The sequence below is a fragment of the Butyrivibrio sp. AE3009 genome, from assembly GCF_000420845.1.
Classification (GTDB): Bacteria; Bacillota; Clostridia; order Lachnospirales; family Lachnospiraceae; genus Butyrivibrio.
This window is the reverse complement of the sequence record NZ_ATVS01000020.1, coordinates 27,788-46,060: the sequence shown is the minus strand read 5'-3', so window position 1 is coordinate 46,060 and position 18,273 is coordinate 27,788. Positions and strand designations below refer to the sequence as shown.

The following is an 18,273-nucleotide window of genomic DNA, read 5'->3' as shown; positions in this document are numbered from 1 at the left end:
CTGCCTCTCTAGCCTACGTCTGGAATAGATTTCCCATATACGCAAAAAACCAGAGGCCTGCTATAAAGCTACCTCTGGTTTTTCCAGTCAGTACCGTTCGTTTTGGTGTTATGATGATTTTAATATACAACACCGTAAAAGAACTGGCTATTTAGTTTAATTTATCTCACGCTATAAAAATCGATTATACCTGATGACACAGGGACGGTTCTTTTGTCATGTATTACAGTTCCTTCTCATAGCACAGGAAATCCTGGTCGTACATAAAGCACTCCCCAACCACGTTGAATCCAAAGGTGGCATAACAGCGGATTGCCTTGATATTGTGCTTATTAACTAAGAAATGAATTCCCTTGTAGCCGCGTCTTTTCAGTTCTTCCATTCCGAACCCCAGCATTACCCGGCCAAGGCCCCTACTCTGCTCATCCGGAAGCACTGCCAGTCTGGCAAGCTCGCTTGAGGGATTAAGATTCGGGTTCCAGCATTCAAGGGCGTCCACGTCCGGATCCTCCTCCAGTGAGATGGCGGCGTGGATCCTGCCATCAATTTTAAGAACATACAGAGCATCTCTGGACAGGTCAAAATCTATGGTCTGATCAGAAGGATAGTCCTCATCCCAGGGGCAGAACTCGCGGCCCTTCTGCATGTCGTACAGGGCAAGGATCTCGTCCCTGTCTTTTTCCGTGGCAAGAATAATCTTATAGTCCTTCATTAGTTAGTTGTCTCCATGTACATCTTTGTAGTACTTGCTGTCTGTAGTTGCGTTGAAGCCATCAAGGAAGTATTCCTTTGGCATATATTGTTCATAGTCAAGATCCATAAAGTAATTGCAGAAGATCTGCTCAGCGTAGATAATCCGGCCCTCGCCGTCTGTCAGCGCATAGACAAAGCCGTTGTAGGAATCCGCATTTACAGCGAGCAGCTGATAGGTCTTTTCCTCTTCCACGTCGTAGTAGCCGGTGTATTCAGTGGATTCATAGGCTTTCAGCCTGTTTACCTCTGCATCATACTCTGACGGTGTATAGTCAACCACAAGGTATCCCAGATACTGGGCATCCCAGGGGTTGTAGTAGACCATCTTGAAATCCTCCACCTTCATGGAGTCAGTGATCTTCTCAGGCCATATGGTCTCATCCATGCCCCACTTGGTCCACTGAGTATCCACGCCTTCCTGATATGCTCCGTTGGAGAAGTTCATATATTCGTTGTAATGTGAAACATCGTCGTACTCTTCAATTGGCGACAGCTCCACCATAACCATGAGGGTTCCAACAATAACAGTCATTACGATAACACGCCAGAATGCTACGGCCAGGCCTATAATAGTCGCGAGCTTAATACTGCGTACAAGCTTCTTGTTCTTCACAATCTTCTCCAAAAGCCCTGTCACATATAAGGTAACAACTGACATTATAACCAGCGCTATAAATGTAACGAACAGGACTCCTTTGTTTATCTTGTTTGAAGCGATCCCAATCGTCTGTAATCCTATCGACAGTAGCAGAACCAGAACTCCTATGAAGCTTATGATCTGCATCCTGCGAAGGAGCTTACTCTTTTCCTCATTGGCATAATCCGCCATCTTGGTGGCCACTTCCCTTACTTCCTTATCCATCATCTCGCTTTTTCTCTCCCCTTCAATAATCTCTCTGACATCAACTCCGTAGAAATCTGCGATCTCCACCAGCAGCGATATATCCGGAAGATTGCTCCCGGTCTCCCACCTTGAAATGGATCTGGTGCTCACGTTAAAAACCTGTGCCAGCTGCTGTTGTGTCATCTGTTTCTCATGCCTTAGTTCTCTCAAAAATCTGCCTGACTTTTGCTGATCCAAATGTGTTCTCCTCCTCTTCCTTAGGATATACCAAGTGTAAAAAAGTCCTCCGCCAAATACAACGACACAAAGCGAGAAATGCCCATATTTAGCCACCGGACACGGTATGTCCTGTCGGATTTATACCAATGGGGACGGTTCTCTTTGGTATATTTTTCGTCTATAACTCCATCCCATCCGGGAATGCTTCTTTTCTCATAAGCCCCCACATCTTATCAATGTAAGATAGCGTATAGTAGTTCTCATAGTAATGGAAGTAAAATGCCCCTTTCTTAGTCAGGGTAATGATTCCATTCTCTTCTGTTATGTAGCCTAAGACCTTGGCCAGGAATATCTCAAGGCCATACATCTTTTTCAAAGGAACGCCAAAAAACTCTTCAAATTCCCGCAGCCCCACTCTGGTGCTGTAGGCTGTCCAGAACAGGTAATAGACCATTCTCTGTCTTTTCCTGAAGCGGGTTGTAAGGGATGTCGGGAGCTTACCTCCATCTATGCGCGCGATGTACTCCTTGGTCGAAAAAGTATTCACCTTGAAGCAGTCCCGCAGCAAAGTGGTCGCAGAGCATCCAAAGCCCAGGAAGTTCTCCCTTGTCATTGATGAATACTTGGCTTCCTCACCGGTGGAAAAAGTCCAGATGGAGCTCCTGTAGTAGCCTTTTTCCTCAAAATACTCCGTCATGGCATCCATCAGCGCTCGTTTCCTTCGCTTAGCCATGGCCTTAACAGGACTTGAAGTGAAGGTAAAATCGATAAAAGGGTACACCGCCACATGGTTGGCCCCGGTCTCGAAGGCCTTATCGATATCGGCTTTCAGATCGTCTATGGTCTGCCCGGGAAGGGCAAAAATCAGATCCATGGATACGGTCTCAAATGGAACCTCCGCGAGCGCTGCATTCATGGCCTTCGCATCAACGGCCGCTCTTCCAAGCACTCCCACATACTTATCAAGGAAGCTCTGAACACCGATGCTGATTCTGGTAACGCCTGCTGCCTTGAGCTGTCTTAATATATCAGACGTTACGTTATCAGGATGAAGCTCAAGTCCGATGCCTTCGGTGATTTCAAAGTGGTCACTCAGCGCATCAATGATCTCGCCTATTCTGCTCGCCGCAAGGGCCGGGGTTCCGCCTCCGAAGTAAAGGCTCGTCACAGTCTTTTTTCCCCTCAATGTGCTCCCCACCATATGAATCTCTTTGATGAGCGCATCGATGTAGCGGTCAAGCTTCTCCTCACTATAGATTTCCTTGCAATAGGGGCAGAAGTTACATATGGACCTGCAAAAGGGGATATGGACATAGAGCCCAAGCTGTGTGCAATCCTCGAAATCCAGCTTTTCATCATATTCATTTGTAAAGACAAAGGGTGACAGGCTTCTGGTAAACCACATCCTTGTCAGGTCGGTCTTAATGCTCATGGCGAGTGCTCCTGCTTCTTGTAATCATACGTACTTTAAATATGTTCGGAACATCTCGAATATAACCTTGAGCTTGCCGCTGAACAAAAGCGTGTATTCCGCCACAAAAAAGTAGCCGCACTCCTCGCACAGTCCCGGTACATCAATGCAGCGCCCGCAGACGGAAATCTTGCCGTTCTCGATTACAAGGCACTGATAACAGGGCGTGGGAAAACTATTGTTTATCAGATATGGAAAAGCGCTCTTAAGATTAAAGACCGGTACCCCCTCATCCATCATCTCCGCTATCACATCGCAGCACTTTTTCTTATCTTCCTTGGAAAGCGCCAGGTCGCGAGTGTCCGGATAAGGTGTGTGGAAATTGAAGGAAACTGCTCGGACGTTCTTAGTATCCCTTGCGGTGCGACATACCTCGCGGATCGCATCCTTGTTGATCTGATTCACAGCCATATAAAAACAGATGTTATCAGAGGTTGCGTTTCTGATATTCTCCATGATGGTATCATAGGTATCGCCCCTCACCGCGTTGTGGCGCTCCCTGTCTCCGTCAAGGCTAAGAAGGATCAGGTCCGCCTCCGGAAGGTCAATCGGAAAGGTTCCGTTGGTCACCACATTGACGATCAGAAAGCCCATAGCCTTGGCTTCCCTGACCAGATCCTTGATGGTCCTGTCGCCGTCTCTCCAGATAAAAGTCTCACCACCGCAGAAAAAGAGTATCTTTACTCCCAGGTCAAACAGCTGCTGCATCTCCTTTTTAATCTGTTCAAAAGGATGCATCACCGCAGTGATATTGTTCACCGAGCAGTGCTTGCACTTAAGGTTGCACCTGTCGGTTATAATAACGGTCCCAAGGATGGGATCCTTCTTCTTAAATAAAACAGTTCTTACCCCAAACCGCATAAGCGGCCAAAACGCTGATGCTTTCATACTTCACTCCCAATTTACATAATAAGATGCCCTGACATCATATTATAGCAAACTATAGTCCTTTGATTTCAATAAAGTGAACTTTCCATCAAAGATTTCCCGGCATATCCTAAGCTCCAGCTCCTGCCTGTGCCCCAAATGCTCAAGCATTGCCTCGTGCCCGGACTTATTTCTCGCAAGAGCATAAGGTGAATTGTCAAAATAGCCGATCATTAAAGGGTACCACATCTCATTTCCCTTATCATCGGAACGCTCTTTTCTAATAACATCAATGTTCGCCGCGATATCCGGAGTCTCCAGATACATGATCTGATAGTCCCTACCCTCCAGCGCCTCTTTCACTTCCTTGTAAAAGTCCAGAATCTGCTCATCACTGAAGTTCCTAAACAAAATCATATCTTCAACTATATTCTGGAAAAGAGAACACTCAAAAATGTTGTTATCTGTATCCCACCTGCGAAATCGCTCTAACACTATCTTCTTAAAGCTGTCAAAATCAATTCGTCCATTGTAAATCTCATACTGCTCAAGATCCTTGTGAAATCCCGGAATATCAGTGATTATCTTGGTGTAGCAGATAACCCTGTGGTCGCCTTCTTCGAAGCTCTTCTCCTTTATCTCGCTTCGAATCTCACTATACTTATCCAAAATTTCCTCATACTGCTGCCTGCTCACATAAGCGCACCAAGCCAGCTCCACCGGAGAATACTCCCCCTCGCAGATTGCTTTATGATCCGCATACTTCTCAGACAGCCGTCTAACAAGTGTACTCTTTCCACTTCCCTGTAATCCCTCTATAAAGTAATTCAAGATCATTCCTCCTTTTCTATATCCCGAGCTCATCCCCGGAGGCCCGGTGGCTCAAGGCACCCTCCGTAAATATTTGTTGTCATCTATGTATATACAGTCTTGTGGGTTCAGGCTCTCCGTCGCCCTGGGCCATACAGAAGAACTCCCAGCCGTATTTCTCGTAGAATCCGGTGTGATCGGTCACCAGGTAAATAGGTGTAATACCCTTTGACTTCATATCGTCTACTACCATGTTCAAGAGATAGCCGCTTATTCCCTGACAGCGGTAATCTTCCTCTGTGTAAACCGCACATACATTAGGCGAAAGGTCTTTTCTATCATGGAAATCGTTCTCGATTACCCCCAGTCCGCTTACAATCTTGTCTCCATCAAGACACAGATACCAGCCATATTCTGTGGTCCCATTCAGATAGGCATCAATGCACTCCTGATAAGCCTCGGTGGGCACTCCCCACTTCTCATGAAACCAGTTAGCTGCTGCCTTACTAATCTCAGGTCTTTGTCTTAAATTGATATATGTATATTCGCTCATTTTTATCTCCTCTTCAGTACATTTCCTCGAAGCTTCAGCTCTTTTCCAGAATCCGTCACAAGCTCCTCTGTCTCAAGTTCAGTAATCTCATAACTATCTGAGAATTTCTTCAGCAATTTATTACTGCCTTCATTTCTAATATCTGCTTCGTAGAAAAACTCAGTCTTTCCATACTTTTCATAGGCCTGATCCAAAGTGTACTTCAGCGCTTCATATGCATAGCCCTTTCCCTGCTCAGATTCAATAATCCAAACTCCAAGCTCGTTACAATCGTCGGTCAGCCCATGAATCTCTGTACTTCCAATAAATCTGTCAGCATCATCCACCACTGCAAAAATAAGCGTCTCCCCCTTTTCCATCTCATCAAGAAACTCCTGCAGCAGCGCTCTTGCATCCTCAAGGTTCTCAAAGGGATCCGGCCACTGATACTTTGTGATTTCCTCATTAAAATTCTTATGATAATCCTCAATATATTTCATCTCAAAAGGTACTACTCTAATATTTTCTCTCATACTTTATTCCTCCATTTTTTAAGATTCTATCCCCCATCTCGCTCTATTGTTTCAAACGTCCAAGTACATCCCTGATAATTTCAAAATCCCACGTTCCCCCCGGATTGCTTCTTGATTCCGAGCCCATCCCTAAGTGTTTCATGATTCGCTTCCAAAAAGTGCTCCATAATTCTTAACTCATCCTTGGAGTGTTTCATGCTTCCGAGCCGCTCTAAGTATTTCATGATTCCGAGCCCATCCCCGGAGGTCCGGTATCTCAAGGCATCATTCGAAAATGCGCAGTTCTTGATCGAGGCGATGTTTTTCAAGGCGAAGGAAGATGAAAACACCGATTTCTTTGAGCGAAGTCGATATGAGGTATTTTCATCTTACTGAGCCTTAGAAAAACACAACACAGATGACAACAAGCATTTCCGAAGTGTGCCTTGAGATGCCGGACCTCCGGGGATAGGCGACCGGCCCTCCATATCACTTCAGGCCATCTTCGGTCAGCGTGTAGGTCTTGGTGCAGACTTCCTCGATGTACTTGCGGTCGTGGGAGATACTGATAACTGCTCCGGGAAAAGAGGCTATCATCTTCCTTATGACCGGTCCCGACAGTGGCGAAAAGTTTCTCGTGGGCTCATCCAGTATAAGCACATTCGCATCGGACAGACTCATCTTAAGAAGCAGCACCTTCGCCTTCTGCCCGCCGGACAACTCCCTTATGGGGTGATCCATCTCATCTGCGGTATATTTCAGCGACCCAAGATAAGTTCTGATGCGGGTTCGCACCGCTTTATCCCCGGTGTCGTCAAGGAATTCCACGGGCGTCACATCCAGGTCCAGCAGCTCCTCGTAGTTCTGCGGCATATACTGAGCTCTGATGTCGCTCCTACTTAGCATCTCCTCCGCCATCTTCTTCAAAAGCGTCGTCTTTCCCACACCATTGGTACCCACAATGCAGATTTTCTCCGGCCCCCTGACTCTAAGAAAAATATCTTTGGAAAGAACCTTGGAACCATCCGGCGTCGTCAGCTTATCCAGGGAATACTCAATAACCGTTTTTCCCGCAGGCATTCCCGCGTTCTTATCTCCAAGCTTAAAGAAAATAGCTTCCTCCTGCTCCGGCCTCTCCGTCATGTTCTCATCTTCTTTTTCAAAACGTCTGCCCATGGCCTTTACAGTATGCATCTTGTCCTTGAGATTCCTTGCAGCCTGCATGGGATCACCGATATGTCCGGTATCAACGCTACCAATGGTGGTCTGGGCCCTGTTTACGCTCTGCATCAGCCTTCTGTACTTCTCGTCGCGGAGCTTCTTATCACGCCTATCGTTCAGAGCCTGCTGCTCCTGCCTCTCAAAATTTGCAGCCCTGTTCTTTATATAGTTCTGATAATTATCCTTTACGATGGTGTATCTGCTCTTAGTCTTTCTCATGATCTGCTCAATATGAATCACCACATTGGCTGTGTTCTCGATCAGCGTCTCGTCATGGGATATGAACAAAACAATGTGCTTCCAGTTATTTATCAGCTTCTCCAATAGCTCCAACGTGCTGATATCAATGTCGTTGGACGGCTCGTCCAGAAGCAGCACTGTGGGATTATCCATCAGAAGCCGCATCAGCTGCGCCTTTACCTTTTCTCCGCCGGAGAGACTTCCCATTTTCTGGTCACTGTAAAAAAAGTCCGTGGCCACCTGAAACTCCGCTGCCATCCGAGCCAGTTCCTTTGGCTCCTTGTCAAAAAACAGCTGCGCCTCCGAGAAATACTCGTACAAAGTCTTCTCCTTATCAGCTTCCGGCAGCTCCTGGGGCAGATACCCCGGCATTTCCCCGGCCATCACTCTTTCCCCTTCGCACTCCGTGTATTCTTCAGCCATCTCCGGATCATATATCCATTTCATAAGAGTGGACTTGCCGTTCCCCTCTTCTCCGATGATCACCGCTTTGTCCCCATCATTCAGCACCATACTGAAATTCTCCAGAATGATCCGCAGGTCCTTACGATGTGTTATTGTGAGGTTTTTTACTTGTAACATTCACTACCCTCCTACTGTGCTGCAAAAAAATAAGCCTATAATGCATACGCAAAATAGACTCACACAAATAGACCTGCTGATATACCCAGTCTCTATATTCAGACTAAGCAATTTAGGTTTCGAATGCATGATAATCCAGATTAAGCGTACACAAAACAGCCGCAATAGCAGCTAATAAAACAAATATCGTGTTCACTCAAGCTAAATTATCTAATAATCATTCCTTCACCTAAACGCATAGCGCTCTTTCTTTATATTTTCAAACCCTTTTCATACTAACACTGACATAGATACGAGTCAAGAGGGGGTGATAAGACAAGTGCCCGTCCCCATCCCCGGAGCCCCGGTATCTCAAGGCACCCTCCGAAAATGCTTGTTGTCATCTGCGTCGTGTTTTTCTAAGGCTCAGTAAGACGAAAATGCCTCATATCGACTTCGCTCAGAGCAATCGTCATTTTCGTCTTCCTTCACCTTGAAAAACATCTGCCTCGATCAAGAACTGCACATTTCCGAAGTGTACCTTGAGATACCGGGACTCCGGGGATGGGGACGAGCACGATTATGACAGAGGGACGGTTCTTCTTTACCATACTGCTTCTTCAAAATAATACCAGTTGTCGCAGATCTTTTCGGTTCTGTAGCGGGAGCGCTCTCCGGTTTGACCCCCATCGTGTTCAAAATAGTCACCCTCCTTGGCATTTCCGTATAGATCAGATATTGTACCTGTAGGAGAGTAATAGAAACCACTGTTGTAATAGCGCTTATCATCAGGTCTGTCTTTCAGAATAAAGAATACTCTGTCGCCTTCCGGATGAACACCTTTTTCCACTGATATATAAAGGATTCTTGAATCAGCGAAGGGGTTGCAGATTTTTTTGGAAGATTTAGGTAATTCTTTTGGCGAATCGTAGATAATCAGTTCTTGACTCTGAGTATCATATAAGTCTTTGGCAAAAGCGGTTAAGGCATCATTATTATCTGTAATATATGCTTTTATTTCTTCGGGTGATTTAGCACGACTTGCCATGGCTGTAAGCTGATGGACAACGGTTATGGCAAAGACGATGAAGATGACTGCTAGTGCCAGATATTTTTTGGGGGACTGCTTTTTCATTTGTTGCTGAAGCCTTCCTTTCTCCACTGTATTCCTTTGACTATAGCCTCATGATTCTCAGGCATATTTTTTTCTTCAATTTTAAAGGTTTTAAAATTGAAAATACATTTCTGAGTTAGGAAAATGCAGGGAGTTAATTTGCTTTTTGGGGGAATGTATGGCACGGGGACGGTTCGTCCTGACTCATCACCGTTTCCTGACCATTCTTATTTCAATGATTTGCGCTCCTAGTTCAATCTCTTTTTCCGTCCCATCTGATCTAAAGCCACACTTCTCCAAAGTAAGTCCATCAAGATATCCCTGATCCACAATCCCGGTATAAGCTTCCTGCCAGCCTTTCCAGTGAACATAGGCCTTCCCCTTGAATTCATCATCAGTTTCCATCTTCTTAATTTCTATACTCATTCTATTCTCCTTAGATTGTTCTGAGTGAAGTCGATATGAGGCGTTTCTGCTTACTGACCCTAAAAAAAAGCACAGCACAGATGACAACAAGCATTTTCGGAGGGTGCCTTGAGATCCCGGGACTCCGGGGATGGGGACGGCACCTTCTTAATGGCAGTTCCAGAACTCTCTGATAAAGGTCTTTGCATCATACTTCCTGCTGCCGTCGAGTTTCCGGAATTCGGTGTCCTCCAGGTAGTGCATGCCGAGCTTCTCCATTACGCGCTGGCTCTTGTGATTCTCTTTTGCAAAGGTTCCTTCGATGGCGCGGACTGTTCTGTGCTCCTTGATGTGATCAAGTATTCCCTGCATAGCTTCAGGAACATAGCCCTTGCCCCACTGGTCTCTTCTGATGTTGTAGCCTACTTCCCAGGCATCTCTTTCAGGATGGTAAACAAAACCGCCACTACCGATGAGCTCCCCGGTTTCCTTCAGCTCTATGCCAAGGTCATAACTATCCGGATTGTCATCATCCCGCCCCTCAAGCCAGGCCTTTACATCTTCTGCGCATTTATAAAGTGGATATATCATGTATTCATTTACAATCGGATCGGACCCCCACTTGTATACTGCCTCATAATCCTCCGGTACCAAGGGTCTTAACACTAATCTTTCTGTTTCAATCATTACTTTCATTCTTCATTCCTCCTTGTTTTTATCCTATGTATATTGGGGACGGTTTTATACCAATGGGGACGGTTCTTTATGGTATAGTTTTGTGCATGTAATAATATGCAAAATTTTGTATTGACGAAAACTATACCATAGAGAACCGTCCCCATTGGTATAAAACCGTCCCCATTGACTCGCATCCGTCCTATTACTTACGCTCCAAATCTATATTCCTTCTCTTCCTTCACATTCGCCACCAGCCCAAATTCTGCAATAACTCTATCCGCCACTTCATCTGGCAATAGTTCTGTATTATCAATCTTAAGGTGATGCTCAAAAAGCACTTCATCCTCATTAGTGTTCAATCTATACTTCTTAGCATCCTCCAAAAGATTAGCCCTGCTCCATTCCACATCCTTCTTGGAAGCTTTCTTCTCCATTCGATGTGGCGTTTCATTTCTCGCAAGCCTCTCCTCCAGGGTGGCACTTAGTTCCACAAAGTAGAAATGACCTCCCGCCTCCTCAAACATTTTTTCCAAAGAATGAAGATAATCATGCTCTTCCTGCAGATCAAAAGCGGCAACATACGTAAAGATCAGGTCTACATCATGCTTCACTGCCAGTTCAAAGGCCTTTTCCCTGAAATAGCTGTTAAACTCTCGCTGGGCCGGAGTCCCAAATCCAAATATCCTATCCGAAACCTCGATGCTGTCGTGATTCATCATCATGTTGTATCTGAGTTTATCCCTTAAGCTCTCCGCCACAGTCATCTTCCCCACCGCCTGGGGTCCGCATACCACAATTAAGTTTGCCATATATCCTCCTATCACAAAAAAGCCTCACCAGGTTTTCCCTTGATGAGGCTTCAAAATCTCTATATAGATTATAAACTTAGACTACGCCTTGCATATAATCTCGTCCTCATCATGCATATCAAAAACAGTCCCCTGAATAGTATTCACGGAATCGACCACGAGCATCATGCATTTAGTGACGGGATACAATCTTTCCATCTCGTAATCCTTTCTGAAAATTATTAGTTGTAAGTATATCTGTCTGACAATACCATGTCAACATCTTTTTTTACAGAAAAATTTTCACTAAAGTGACAAAAGAACCATCCCCATGTCATCCATTGCGCTTTTTGGGGCTTTTATATATAATTCAATTGTGAACAATTTAAGGAGGTCGGTTATATATGAAGAAATTTAGTGAAATCGAATATAAGCGTCCAGATGTTGAGGCGCTTAAAAGAGCTGTAGAAGATACTGCCGCCAAGATTCGTGATGCCAAGAGCTATCAGGAGGTCAAAGACGCCTATTTTGCTCTGCAGGAGCGCGAACAGGCCGATGAAACCATGTATACTGTGGCTCATATCCGCAACACCATCAACATGAAGGATGAGTTTTATGACAATGAACTCCAATGGCTTCAGGAGGCATTTGCCGGGACTATTCCCCAGTACAATGCTTTGGCAAAAGCACTGACAAGCTCTCAGTTCAGACCGCAGTTTGAGGAAGAGTTCGGTGCACAGCTCCTTAGGAAGCTGGACGCTTCTCTACTTACAAGCGATGAGAAGATCATTCCCGAGACCATTCGCTGCGAACAGGTCAGCCAGGAATACAGTAAAACAGCAGCCGGTGCTACAACTAACTTTAGAGGTGAAGAATGTAATTTCTATGGACTTCTTAAGCACATGCAGAGCACAGACCGCGCAGAGCGCAAGGAAGCCTTCGAAGCCTGGGCTGCCCTCTATGAAAAAATAAGCCCTGAGCTTGAGGCACAGTACGCAGAGCTGGTTAAGCTCCGTAACGAGATGGCTCTGAAAATGGGATTTAACAACTATACTGAGATGGCTTACGTCAATAGAAACCGTTTCGATTATAAAGCAGAAGATGCGGCCAAATTCCGTGAGCAGGTCAGAGAGATAATCACTCCGGCGGTTGCTAAGCTGCGCAAGATCCAGCAGGAAAAACTCGGCGTTGATAAGCTTTATTACTATGATGAAGAGCTTATTTTCCCCGATGGAAATGCTACACCGATCGGAACCACACAGGAGCTTATTGATAAGGCTCAGAAGATGTACACAGAGATGAGCGCCGAGACAGGTGAATTCTTTGATTTCATGAAAAAATATGAGCTCTTTGATCTGGAGACGAGACCCGGTAAGCACATGGGCGGCTATATGACCTCTATGTCCCTTTTCAAGGCTCCTTTCATCTTCAGCAATTTCAACGGAACCTCAGCGGATGTGGACGTTCTTACCCATGAGGCAGGTCATGCATTCCAGGGATATCTCGCACTGAGATCCATTGATGTAGATGCACTTAGAGGCTCAACAGCAGAGATAAACGAGATTCATTCCATGTCAATGGAACACTTCGCTTACCCTTGGATGGAGCTGTTCTTTGAGGAAAATACAGAGAAGTATGTTACTTCACATCTGCTTGGAGCCCTCTGCACAATTCCTTATCTGGTTAGTGTTGATGAATTCCAGCACGAAGTTTATGCGCATCCTGAATACTCAGCCGCTGACTGGAAGAGAACCTGGCATGAGATTGAGCAGAAATACATGCCCTGGCGTGATTATGACGGAAATGAATTCCTGGAGGCCGGTGGTTTCTGGATGCAGAAACAACACATCTTCCTCTATCCTTTCTACTACATCGAATATGCCATGTCACAGATCTGTGCGTTCCAGTACTATGGCCGCATGAAAGAGGATAGACAGAAGGCCTGGGAGGATTATCTTCGTCTTTGCCGCGCCGGCGGAACCAAAGGATACTTAGAGCTTCTGAAAATCGGAAATCTCTTAAGTCCCTTCGATGCCGGCACAGTTGAAAAGAGTACAGCTCATGTAATTGAGGAGCTGTCCAAGCGTTACACTGTCTAAACAAAATGAGCCTGCCCCCGTTGCCACATGGGGACAGGCCTTTTTTCCGATTAGTGCCGCTGGTCTTCGTTCTCATAACGCTCGCAGAATCTTCCGGAAAAAGAAGGTTCCACACCGGCGCTGATTAAGTGGGTCAGGTCACCGACCCTGAGAGTGCGGAAGGTTGCAATGCCCTTCTGCCTCTCTTCGGTCACCACCTCGGTAACGGACGTAGGCGCCGTTGCCAGGGACTGCAAAGTCACAAAGGGTGACACATTCCACAGTCTTGACAGAAGAACTGCCGTAATTCCAAAGTGGCAGAAAAACGCAATAGTCTTGCTGTTTCCTTTCTCAACTCTATATACGCTTCCATCCCTCACATATCCGTTATCAGCCAGAAAACGATCAAAAGAGCTGATGACATATTCATACTTCTCCTTCATGTCGCTCTCTTTTACCAACTCCGAGTCCATGAAGGCATTCACATCAAAAAGCTCCGGGTGCTGACCAAAATATGATGGCAAAACATCCCAGATTATGCGCTTTTTGTACTTTCCCGTCTCTTCATCTGTCCACAACTCTGTGGCATAGGCTTTCCTTGCAACTTCAGAAGTATTGGGATCCACCTCTGCGGGGAATTCCCTGAGCCAGTCCAGAGTCGTCGCCTTTTTTCCAAGCGCCCTAAGTGAATACTCCGCAGTATCCACAGCTCTTCCGAGGGGAGATACATAGGCTTCATCGATTCCAAGATCGTTGATCATATCCGCAAGAAGTCTTGCCTCAATTTTCCCCTGCTCAGTAAGTGTGTCGTTGACATAGTCAGGGTCCCCATGGCGTATGAAAAGTATCCTCATAGGTCAGCTCCATCAAAATCCAAGATTATCATTTACAAGAATGACATGTATTCTGTCCGCATGTCTTGAATAGCGGGTTGTCAGAAACTGACAGCAGATCGTGTCGGGAGATTTGCAGTCCATGCATTTTCCGGTCTTGGCGCAGGGAGTTGCAAGGCCGAATCTCTGGGCATTTATCGGAGCTGCAACGTTGCGGGCTCTCTTCATGGCTCCGTCAAGATCGCCGCAGACCTTGTTCATTCCCACGATGAAAATAACCTTCTTGGGTCCCTGGCAGATCATGGACACGCGGTTGGAATTACCATCGATATTTACAAGAATACCGTCATCTGTCATGGCATTGCAGCTGGAAAGGAAGAAATCGGCATCGTAGCCTGCCAGCATTGCGGCTCTCTTCTCCTCGGGAGTCTTAGCCTTATCTCTGTCGATGAAATTGTAATTGCCGTTTTTGATTGCCTCCACAAGGCCAATCTCATGAGCACTCATGGCTCCGCCCATGGTAACGCTGCTGCCCTCAGGAATGATCTCCAGTGCTATCTTAAGAGCCTCCTCTTTGGTGGCTGCGTAGTAGCCTGTCATATTTCTGGACTTAAGCCCCTCGATTGTCTTTTGTGCCAGCAGTTCATTTCTCTTGGTAATGTTCTCGTTCATGCCTATCCCTCCTACCTTTCACAACATGTTTATCCTTTGGGATTCACCCCATATTTCTTCATCAGCTGCTTCATAAAGAGCGGCTGAATAATGAAAATAATTACATAGCCCACAATAAAGCAGATCACAAGTGAACTGAGGAACATGGGCAAAAAGCTTATCTTCGCCATGCCGCCGCTCTGTCTCATGGCGTTTCTGTAGGCCAGAATAACCATAACAAGAGTCATTATGGGAGTATAAATGCAATTGGATATAAGGCTCTCTAGGAGTCTTGCGGGAAGTGATCCCCGCTGCAGTTTATATCTTCTGCAGGCCCCTGCTCCCAGTTTGCCCATGGGAATCAGAAATCCAATGGCAAAGCTGATAACAGTACTTATCACAAAGCTCAGCAAAAATCCAACTATGGAGAACTTTCCGGAATTTTTCATGCCTATAAGATTTCCTAACAATGACATGCAAAAGCTCATGACCAGGCCCATTCTGATGCTCATTCCCATTGCAATCTTCTTCATAGTCTCTTCCATGGTTTACCTCCTCAGATTCCCTTGAAACTCATGGTAAATGTCAGCTTCTCATCACTTGGAATAAGGAACTCGGGATGTGTCTTGGCTCCCCAGCTGTCATCTCCGGCGATACCCATCTGGCACAGGCTGCAGCGTACCACTGTCTTGCAGTAGCGGGGCAGCTCGTAAGGATGTCTTGCCTCCTCCAGCTCTCCCGGAGTGTAAGGCAATGCGCTGAAATTCATGGTATCGGGAGCTTCGAATAGCAGTCCTCTTCCCTTGTTGTTTAGGATCTTGGCCCATCTTACTCCGGTCCTGTTGCCGGTCTCCTGAGGCACAAGATAGTGCTCCATCATGTCCTCTACCTTGTCGCGGTAGATTCCAAGCTTTGCTCCGCGGTTTCTGTCTATATAGTTCTCTGCAGGGCCCTTGCCGTAGTACTCAACCCTGTCAAAATCAGCATCAAATTTAAAGAGCATACCAAACTCAGGCATGGGGCTGAGACCCTTGACGCCTTCATATTCCTCTTTTATCCAGACTCTTCCATCCCCTGTGACCGTGTAGGTTAGAAGCACTGAAGAAGCCGGAACTGTAGGAAGATAGTGCTTGAAGGTAAGGCTCACGCTGTTTTCCTTAACATCCACAACAGGATACCTGCCCTGGTCCTCTGTACCGTTGGCATAGCCTGTGCTCTCCTCAATGATAGGAGCCGCAATAGCATAGGAGCTTGCCAGCTTCCACTGTGCATATCTCTGGGGCATTCTGTTGCCGTTGTCGTTATCAACAGGTGCTCTCCAGAAGTTTGCTCTTGGCATCTCCCTGATAAGCTCTCTGCCGGCATATCTGTAGGATGTGATATTTCCCTGATCTCTGTTAAAGAGAACCTCAAAATGATTGCCCTTAACTCCGTAGTTATACAGTCCCTGAGTAAACTTAACCGGTGCACAGGTCACAAAGGTGGATGCTGACTTCCTGAACACACCCTCACCGAAGGCAACTTCATGGCCCCTCTGAGCCCACAAAGTATCATCCCTTAACCTGAAGGACACATTTATCACATACTCATCAAGAGGGAAAGGTCCATTTTCATCAAAAGGCCCAAAGCCCACCACTGCCATCTTCTCGATAATGGCATCGGGCAGCTCATACTCGCCCTCACTAAGTGGCTCTACCGAAGTAGCCATGTGCTTCTCAAGGAGCTTAACTCCGTCCTTGTATAATGTTACGAAGCAATCGAATTCACCGGTATTGGTAAAAAGAGAATTGTTAACGACCTTAACCTTGTCGCTCTCCACATATACGCGGATGTTCTGGTAGTTGAACTTAACCTCCTGCATCTTCGCATAGGGTCTTCTCTCACCGTCAACTATACCGTTGCCGCTGAAATTATAATCACAGGGTCTCTCGCCGTGGTCTCCGCCGTAGGCCTGATAATCCTCTCCGAAGCGGTTCTTCTCACGAATTGACTGGTCCACATAATCCCAGATAAATCCGCCCTGGTATCTTGGCTCTCTCTCAGCCAGATCCGTGTATTTGAACATGCCTCCGCAGGAGTTGGCCATTGCATGGGTGTACTCACAGCAGATATAAGGCTTGTCATCATGCTCCTTAAGGAACTTCTCAATGCTGGCAACCGAAGGATACATCTGACTTTCCATATCGCTGGTATCGTTATAGGTTCTGTCGTGACAGATTCCCTCGTAGTGAACCAGTCTGTCGGGATCGAGCTTTCTAAAGAGCTGACTCATCTCATAGGGCACTTTGCCGCCATGGGACTCATTACCGATGGACCAGATCAGCACTGACGGATGGTTCTTATCCAGCTGATAGGTGGAATTGATCCTGTCCAGAAGATGCTCCATGCAGTTCTCTCTGCTGCCCGGAAGGCGCTTGCCGTGGGCACCCTCATCTCCGTACAAGGACCAGGTTCCGTGGGTCTCCATATTGTTCTCGGCGATCATGTACAGACCGTAGATATCGCAGAGTTCGTATATATAAGCTGAATTCTGATAATGGCTGGTTCTGATAGCATTGATATTGTTCTTCTTCATGGTAATGATATCAAGAAGGGTCTCCTCATTAGAAACAACTCTTCCGGTCTCACAGGAGAATTCGTGTCTGTTGACACCCTTGAACACAATGCGCTTGCCGTTAAGAAGCATCAGTCCGTCCTTCATCTCGAACTTCCTGAAGCCCACATTCTGTCTGACAACCTCCAGAACCTCTCCCTCAGAATCCTTAACCTTCAAAAGAAGCTGATAGAGCTGCGGATCCTCAGCACTCCAGAGCTGGGGCTGCAGCACCTCTTCCCTTACAACATTAAGGGATACACTAGGGCCATCACCGCCGTTTCCGGCAAGCTCTGCACTTCCCTTTATCATGGGATGATTATTGCGGTAAAGAATATAATCAACAGAGCCGGATCCCGTTGTCCTAAGAGTAACCTCCAGCTCAGCCTTGGTAAAATCGTCATTTAAAGGAGTACGAACCTTGAAGTCCTCAAGATGTGTGGCAGGCACGAGCTTCAGATATACATTTCTGTAGATACCTGAGAATCTGAAGAAATCCTGGTCCTCAAACCAGCTGCCGCTGGTCCATTTAAACACCTGCACCGCCAGCTTGTTGACGCCGCTCCTTAGCAAACCTGTAAGATCAAACTCTGAAGGAGTAAAAGTATCCTCGCTGTAGCCCACATACTGTCCGTTAAGCCACAGAGCATATCCGCTCTCAACGCCGTCAAAAACAATGTGAACCTGCTGCCCCTCCCAATCTGCGGGAAGGTTAAAATACTTCACATAGCTGCCCACCGGATTGAACTCCTCCGGCACCTGTCCCAGCTCGATATCCTCGTGTCCATCCCAGGGATACTGGATATTGATGTAAGCGGGAATATCATACCCTTCCATCTGAATATGGGCAGGAACTCTTATATCATCAAAATAACTGCAGTCATAATCCTCTTTTTCAAAGCCCGGAATAACCGATCGGTAATTCCTGGCATAATGGAACTTCCACAGTCCGTTAAGTGACAGCCTGAGTGAAGAAACCCTTCCCTCAATCTCTTCCTCGTTCTGATAAGCCACAAAATCGGCTGTCTGAGGAAGCACATTATCCTTGAAAATCTCAGGATCCTTCACCATATCAAAAGTAAAATTCTTCATGTTGTAACCCT

The 18,273-nt window shown here is 46.2% G+C and carries 17 protein-coding genes; 1 reads left to right on the top strand and 16 read right to left on the bottom strand.

Features of this window, described 5'->3' with window-relative positions; all coding sequences use genetic code 11:
* Nucleotides 1-223 precede the first annotated feature (223 nt).
* From G588_RS0111390 to G588_RS0111325, 12 genes are all read right to left on the bottom strand, one after another.
* The gene (locus tag G588_RS0111390; RefSeq protein WP_022778868.1) at nt 224-712 is read right to left on the bottom strand and encodes a GNAT family N-acetyltransferase; all 489 of its coding nucleotides are present in this window, start codon (nt 710-712) and stop codon (nt 224-226) included.
* A 3-nt stretch (nt 713-715) separates the two neighbouring features.
* Entirely contained in the window at nt 716-1,834 is a 1,119-nt protein-coding gene (locus G588_RS21585) for a helix-turn-helix domain-containing protein (protein WP_022778867.1), read from the bottom strand.
* Nucleotides 1,835-1,994: 160 nt separating this feature from the next.
* Nucleotides 1,995-3,248 (bottom strand): coproporphyrinogen-III oxidase family protein, encoded by a 1,254-nt coding sequence (locus G588_RS0111380; protein WP_022778866.1) that lies wholly within the window; start codon nt 3,246-3,248, stop codon nt 1,995-1,997.
* A gap of 24 nt (nt 3,249-3,272) precedes the next feature.
* The gene (locus G588_RS0111375) at nt 3,273-4,175 is read right to left on the bottom strand and encodes a radical SAM protein (RefSeq protein WP_022778865.1); all 903 of its coding nucleotides are present in this window, start codon (nt 4,173-4,175) and stop codon (nt 3,273-3,275) included.
* A 42-nt stretch (nt 4,176-4,217) separates the two neighbouring features.
* Nucleotides 4,218-4,985, bottom strand: a complete 768-nt coding sequence (locus G588_RS20025; protein ID WP_022778864.1) for a hypothetical protein — start codon at nt 4,983-4,985, stop codon at nt 4,218-4,220.
* Between the two features lie 79 nt (nt 4,986-5,064).
* Nucleotides 5,065-5,517, bottom strand: coding sequence for a GNAT family N-acetyltransferase (locus G588_RS0111365; protein ID WP_022778863.1), 453 nt, complete (start codon nt 5,515-5,517; stop codon nt 5,065-5,067).
* 2 nt (nt 5,518-5,519) lie between these two features.
* The gene (locus tag G588_RS20020) at nt 5,520-6,029 is read right to left on the bottom strand and encodes a GNAT family N-acetyltransferase (RefSeq protein ID WP_022778862.1); all 510 of its coding nucleotides are present in this window, start codon (nt 6,027-6,029) and stop codon (nt 5,520-5,522) included.
* A gap of 468 nt (nt 6,030-6,497) precedes the next feature.
* Nucleotides 6,498-8,051 carry an ATP-binding cassette domain-containing protein gene (locus G588_RS0111345; RefSeq protein WP_022778859.1) on the bottom strand — a complete coding sequence of 518 codons (1,554 nt, stop codon included), beginning with the start codon at nt 8,049-8,051 and terminating at the stop codon, nt 6,498-6,500.
* A 583-nt stretch (nt 8,052-8,634) separates the two neighbouring features.
* On the bottom strand, nt 8,635-9,165 hold the full coding sequence (locus tag G588_RS0111340; protein WP_022778858.1) for a hypothetical protein: 531 nt from the start codon (nt 9,163-9,165) through the stop codon (nt 8,635-8,637).
* Between the two features lie 186 nt (nt 9,166-9,351).
* A complete protein-coding gene (locus G588_RS0111335; RefSeq protein ID WP_022778856.1) occupies nt 9,352-9,570 on the bottom strand; it encodes a hypothetical protein in 219 nt (72 codons plus the stop codon).
* A gap of 147 nt (nt 9,571-9,717) precedes the next feature.
* On the bottom strand, nt 9,718-10,245 hold the full coding sequence (locus G588_RS21580) for a GNAT family N-acetyltransferase (RefSeq protein ID WP_022778855.1): 528 nt from the start codon (nt 10,243-10,245) through the stop codon (nt 9,718-9,720).
* A gap of 188 nt (nt 10,246-10,433) precedes the next feature.
* A complete protein-coding gene (locus tag G588_RS0111325) occupies nt 10,434-11,036 on the bottom strand; it encodes an AAA family ATPase (protein ID WP_022778854.1) in 603 nt (200 codons plus the stop codon).
* A 383-nt stretch (nt 11,037-11,419) separates the two neighbouring features.
* On the opposite strand from G588_RS0111325, the gene G588_RS0111320 reads away from it, so the two are divergent.
* Nucleotides 11,420-13,114, top strand: coding sequence for a M3 family oligoendopeptidase (locus tag G588_RS0111320; RefSeq protein ID WP_022778853.1), 1,695 nt, complete (start codon nt 11,420-11,422; stop codon nt 13,112-13,114).
* Nucleotides 13,115-13,164: 50 nt separating this feature from the next.
* Here G588_RS0111320 and G588_RS0111315 read toward each other — a convergent pair whose 3' ends face one another.
* Genes G588_RS0111315 through G588_RS0111300 form a run of 4 tightly spaced genes read right to left on the bottom strand, consistent with a single transcriptional unit; the run spans nt 13,165 to nt 18,262 of the window.
* Complete coding sequence (locus G588_RS0111315; protein ID WP_022778852.1) at nt 13,165-13,947, bottom strand: histidine phosphatase family protein; 783 nt, start codon at nt 13,945-13,947, stop codon at nt 13,165-13,167.
* A 12-nt stretch (nt 13,948-13,959) separates the two neighbouring features.
* Nucleotides 13,960-14,598, bottom strand: a complete 639-nt coding sequence (locus G588_RS0111310) for a lactate utilization protein (protein ID WP_022778851.1) — start codon at nt 14,596-14,598, stop codon at nt 13,960-13,962.
* A 29-nt stretch (nt 14,599-14,627) separates the two neighbouring features.
* Nucleotides 14,628-15,122: a hypothetical protein gene (locus tag G588_RS0111305; protein WP_022778850.1), complete on the bottom strand. Its 495-nt coding sequence runs from the start codon at nt 15,120-15,122 to the stop codon at nt 14,628-14,630.
* Nucleotides 15,123-15,133: 11 nt separating this feature from the next.
* Complete coding sequence (locus G588_RS0111300; RefSeq protein ID WP_022778849.1) at nt 15,134-18,262, bottom strand: glycoside hydrolase family 2 TIM barrel-domain containing protein; 3,129 nt, start codon at nt 18,260-18,262, stop codon at nt 15,134-15,136.
* Between the last annotated feature and the right edge of the window lie 11 nt (nt 18,263-18,273).

Excerpts from the sequence above, each read along its gene's own strand:
- G588_RS0111390 (WP_022778868.1), bottom strand. The coding sequence starts at position 712 with ATGAAGGACTATAAGATTATTCTTGCCACGGAAAAAGACAGGGACGAG.
- G588_RS0111380 (WP_022778866.1), bottom strand. The coding sequence starts at position 3,248 with ATGAGCATTAAGACCGACCTGACAAGGATGTGGTTTACCAGAAGCCTG.
- G588_RS0111375 (WP_022778865.1), bottom strand. The coding sequence starts at position 4,175 with ATGAAAGCATCAGCGTTTTGGCCGCTTATGCGGTTTGGGGTAAGAACT.
- G588_RS0111365 (WP_022778863.1), bottom strand. The coding sequence starts at position 5,517 with ATGAGCGAATATACATATATCAATTTAAGACAAAGACCTGAGATTAGT.
- G588_RS20020 (WP_022778862.1), bottom strand. The coding sequence starts at position 6,029 with ATGAGAGAAAATATTAGAGTAGTACCTTTTGAGATGAAATATATTGAG.
- G588_RS0111345 (WP_022778859.1), bottom strand. The coding sequence starts at position 8,051 with ATGTTACAAGTAAAAAACCTCACAATAACACATCGTAAGGACCTGCGG.
- G588_RS0111340 (WP_022778858.1), bottom strand. The coding sequence starts at position 9,165 with ATGAAAAAGCAGTCCCCCAAAAAATATCTGGCACTAGCAGTCATCTTC.
- G588_RS0111335 (WP_022778856.1), bottom strand. The coding sequence starts at position 9,570 with ATGAGTATAGAAATTAAGAAGATGGAAACTGATGATGAATTCAAGGGG.
- G588_RS21580 (WP_022778855.1), bottom strand. The coding sequence starts at position 10,245 with ATGAAAGTAATGATTGAAACAGAAAGATTAGTGTTAAGACCCTTGGTA.
- G588_RS0111325 (WP_022778854.1), bottom strand. The coding sequence starts at position 11,036 with ATGGCAAACTTAATTGTGGTATGCGGACCCCAGGCGGTGGGGAAGATG.
- G588_RS0111320 (WP_022778853.1), top strand. The coding sequence starts at position 11,420 with ATGAAGAAATTTAGTGAAATCGAATATAAGCGTCCAGATGTTGAGGCG.
- G588_RS0111315 (WP_022778852.1), bottom strand. The coding sequence starts at position 13,947 with ATGAGGATACTTTTCATACGCCATGGGGACCCTGACTATGTCAACGAC.
- G588_RS0111310 (WP_022778851.1), bottom strand. The coding sequence starts at position 14,598 with ATGAACGAGAACATTACCAAGAGAAATGAACTGCTGGCACAAAAGACA.
- G588_RS0111305 (WP_022778850.1), bottom strand. The coding sequence starts at position 15,122 with ATGGAAGAGACTATGAAGAAGATTGCAATGGGAATGAGCATCAGAATG.
- G588_RS0111300 (WP_022778849.1), bottom strand. The coding sequence starts at position 18,262 with ATGAAGAATTTTACTTTTGATATGGTGAAGGATCCTGAGATTTTCAAG.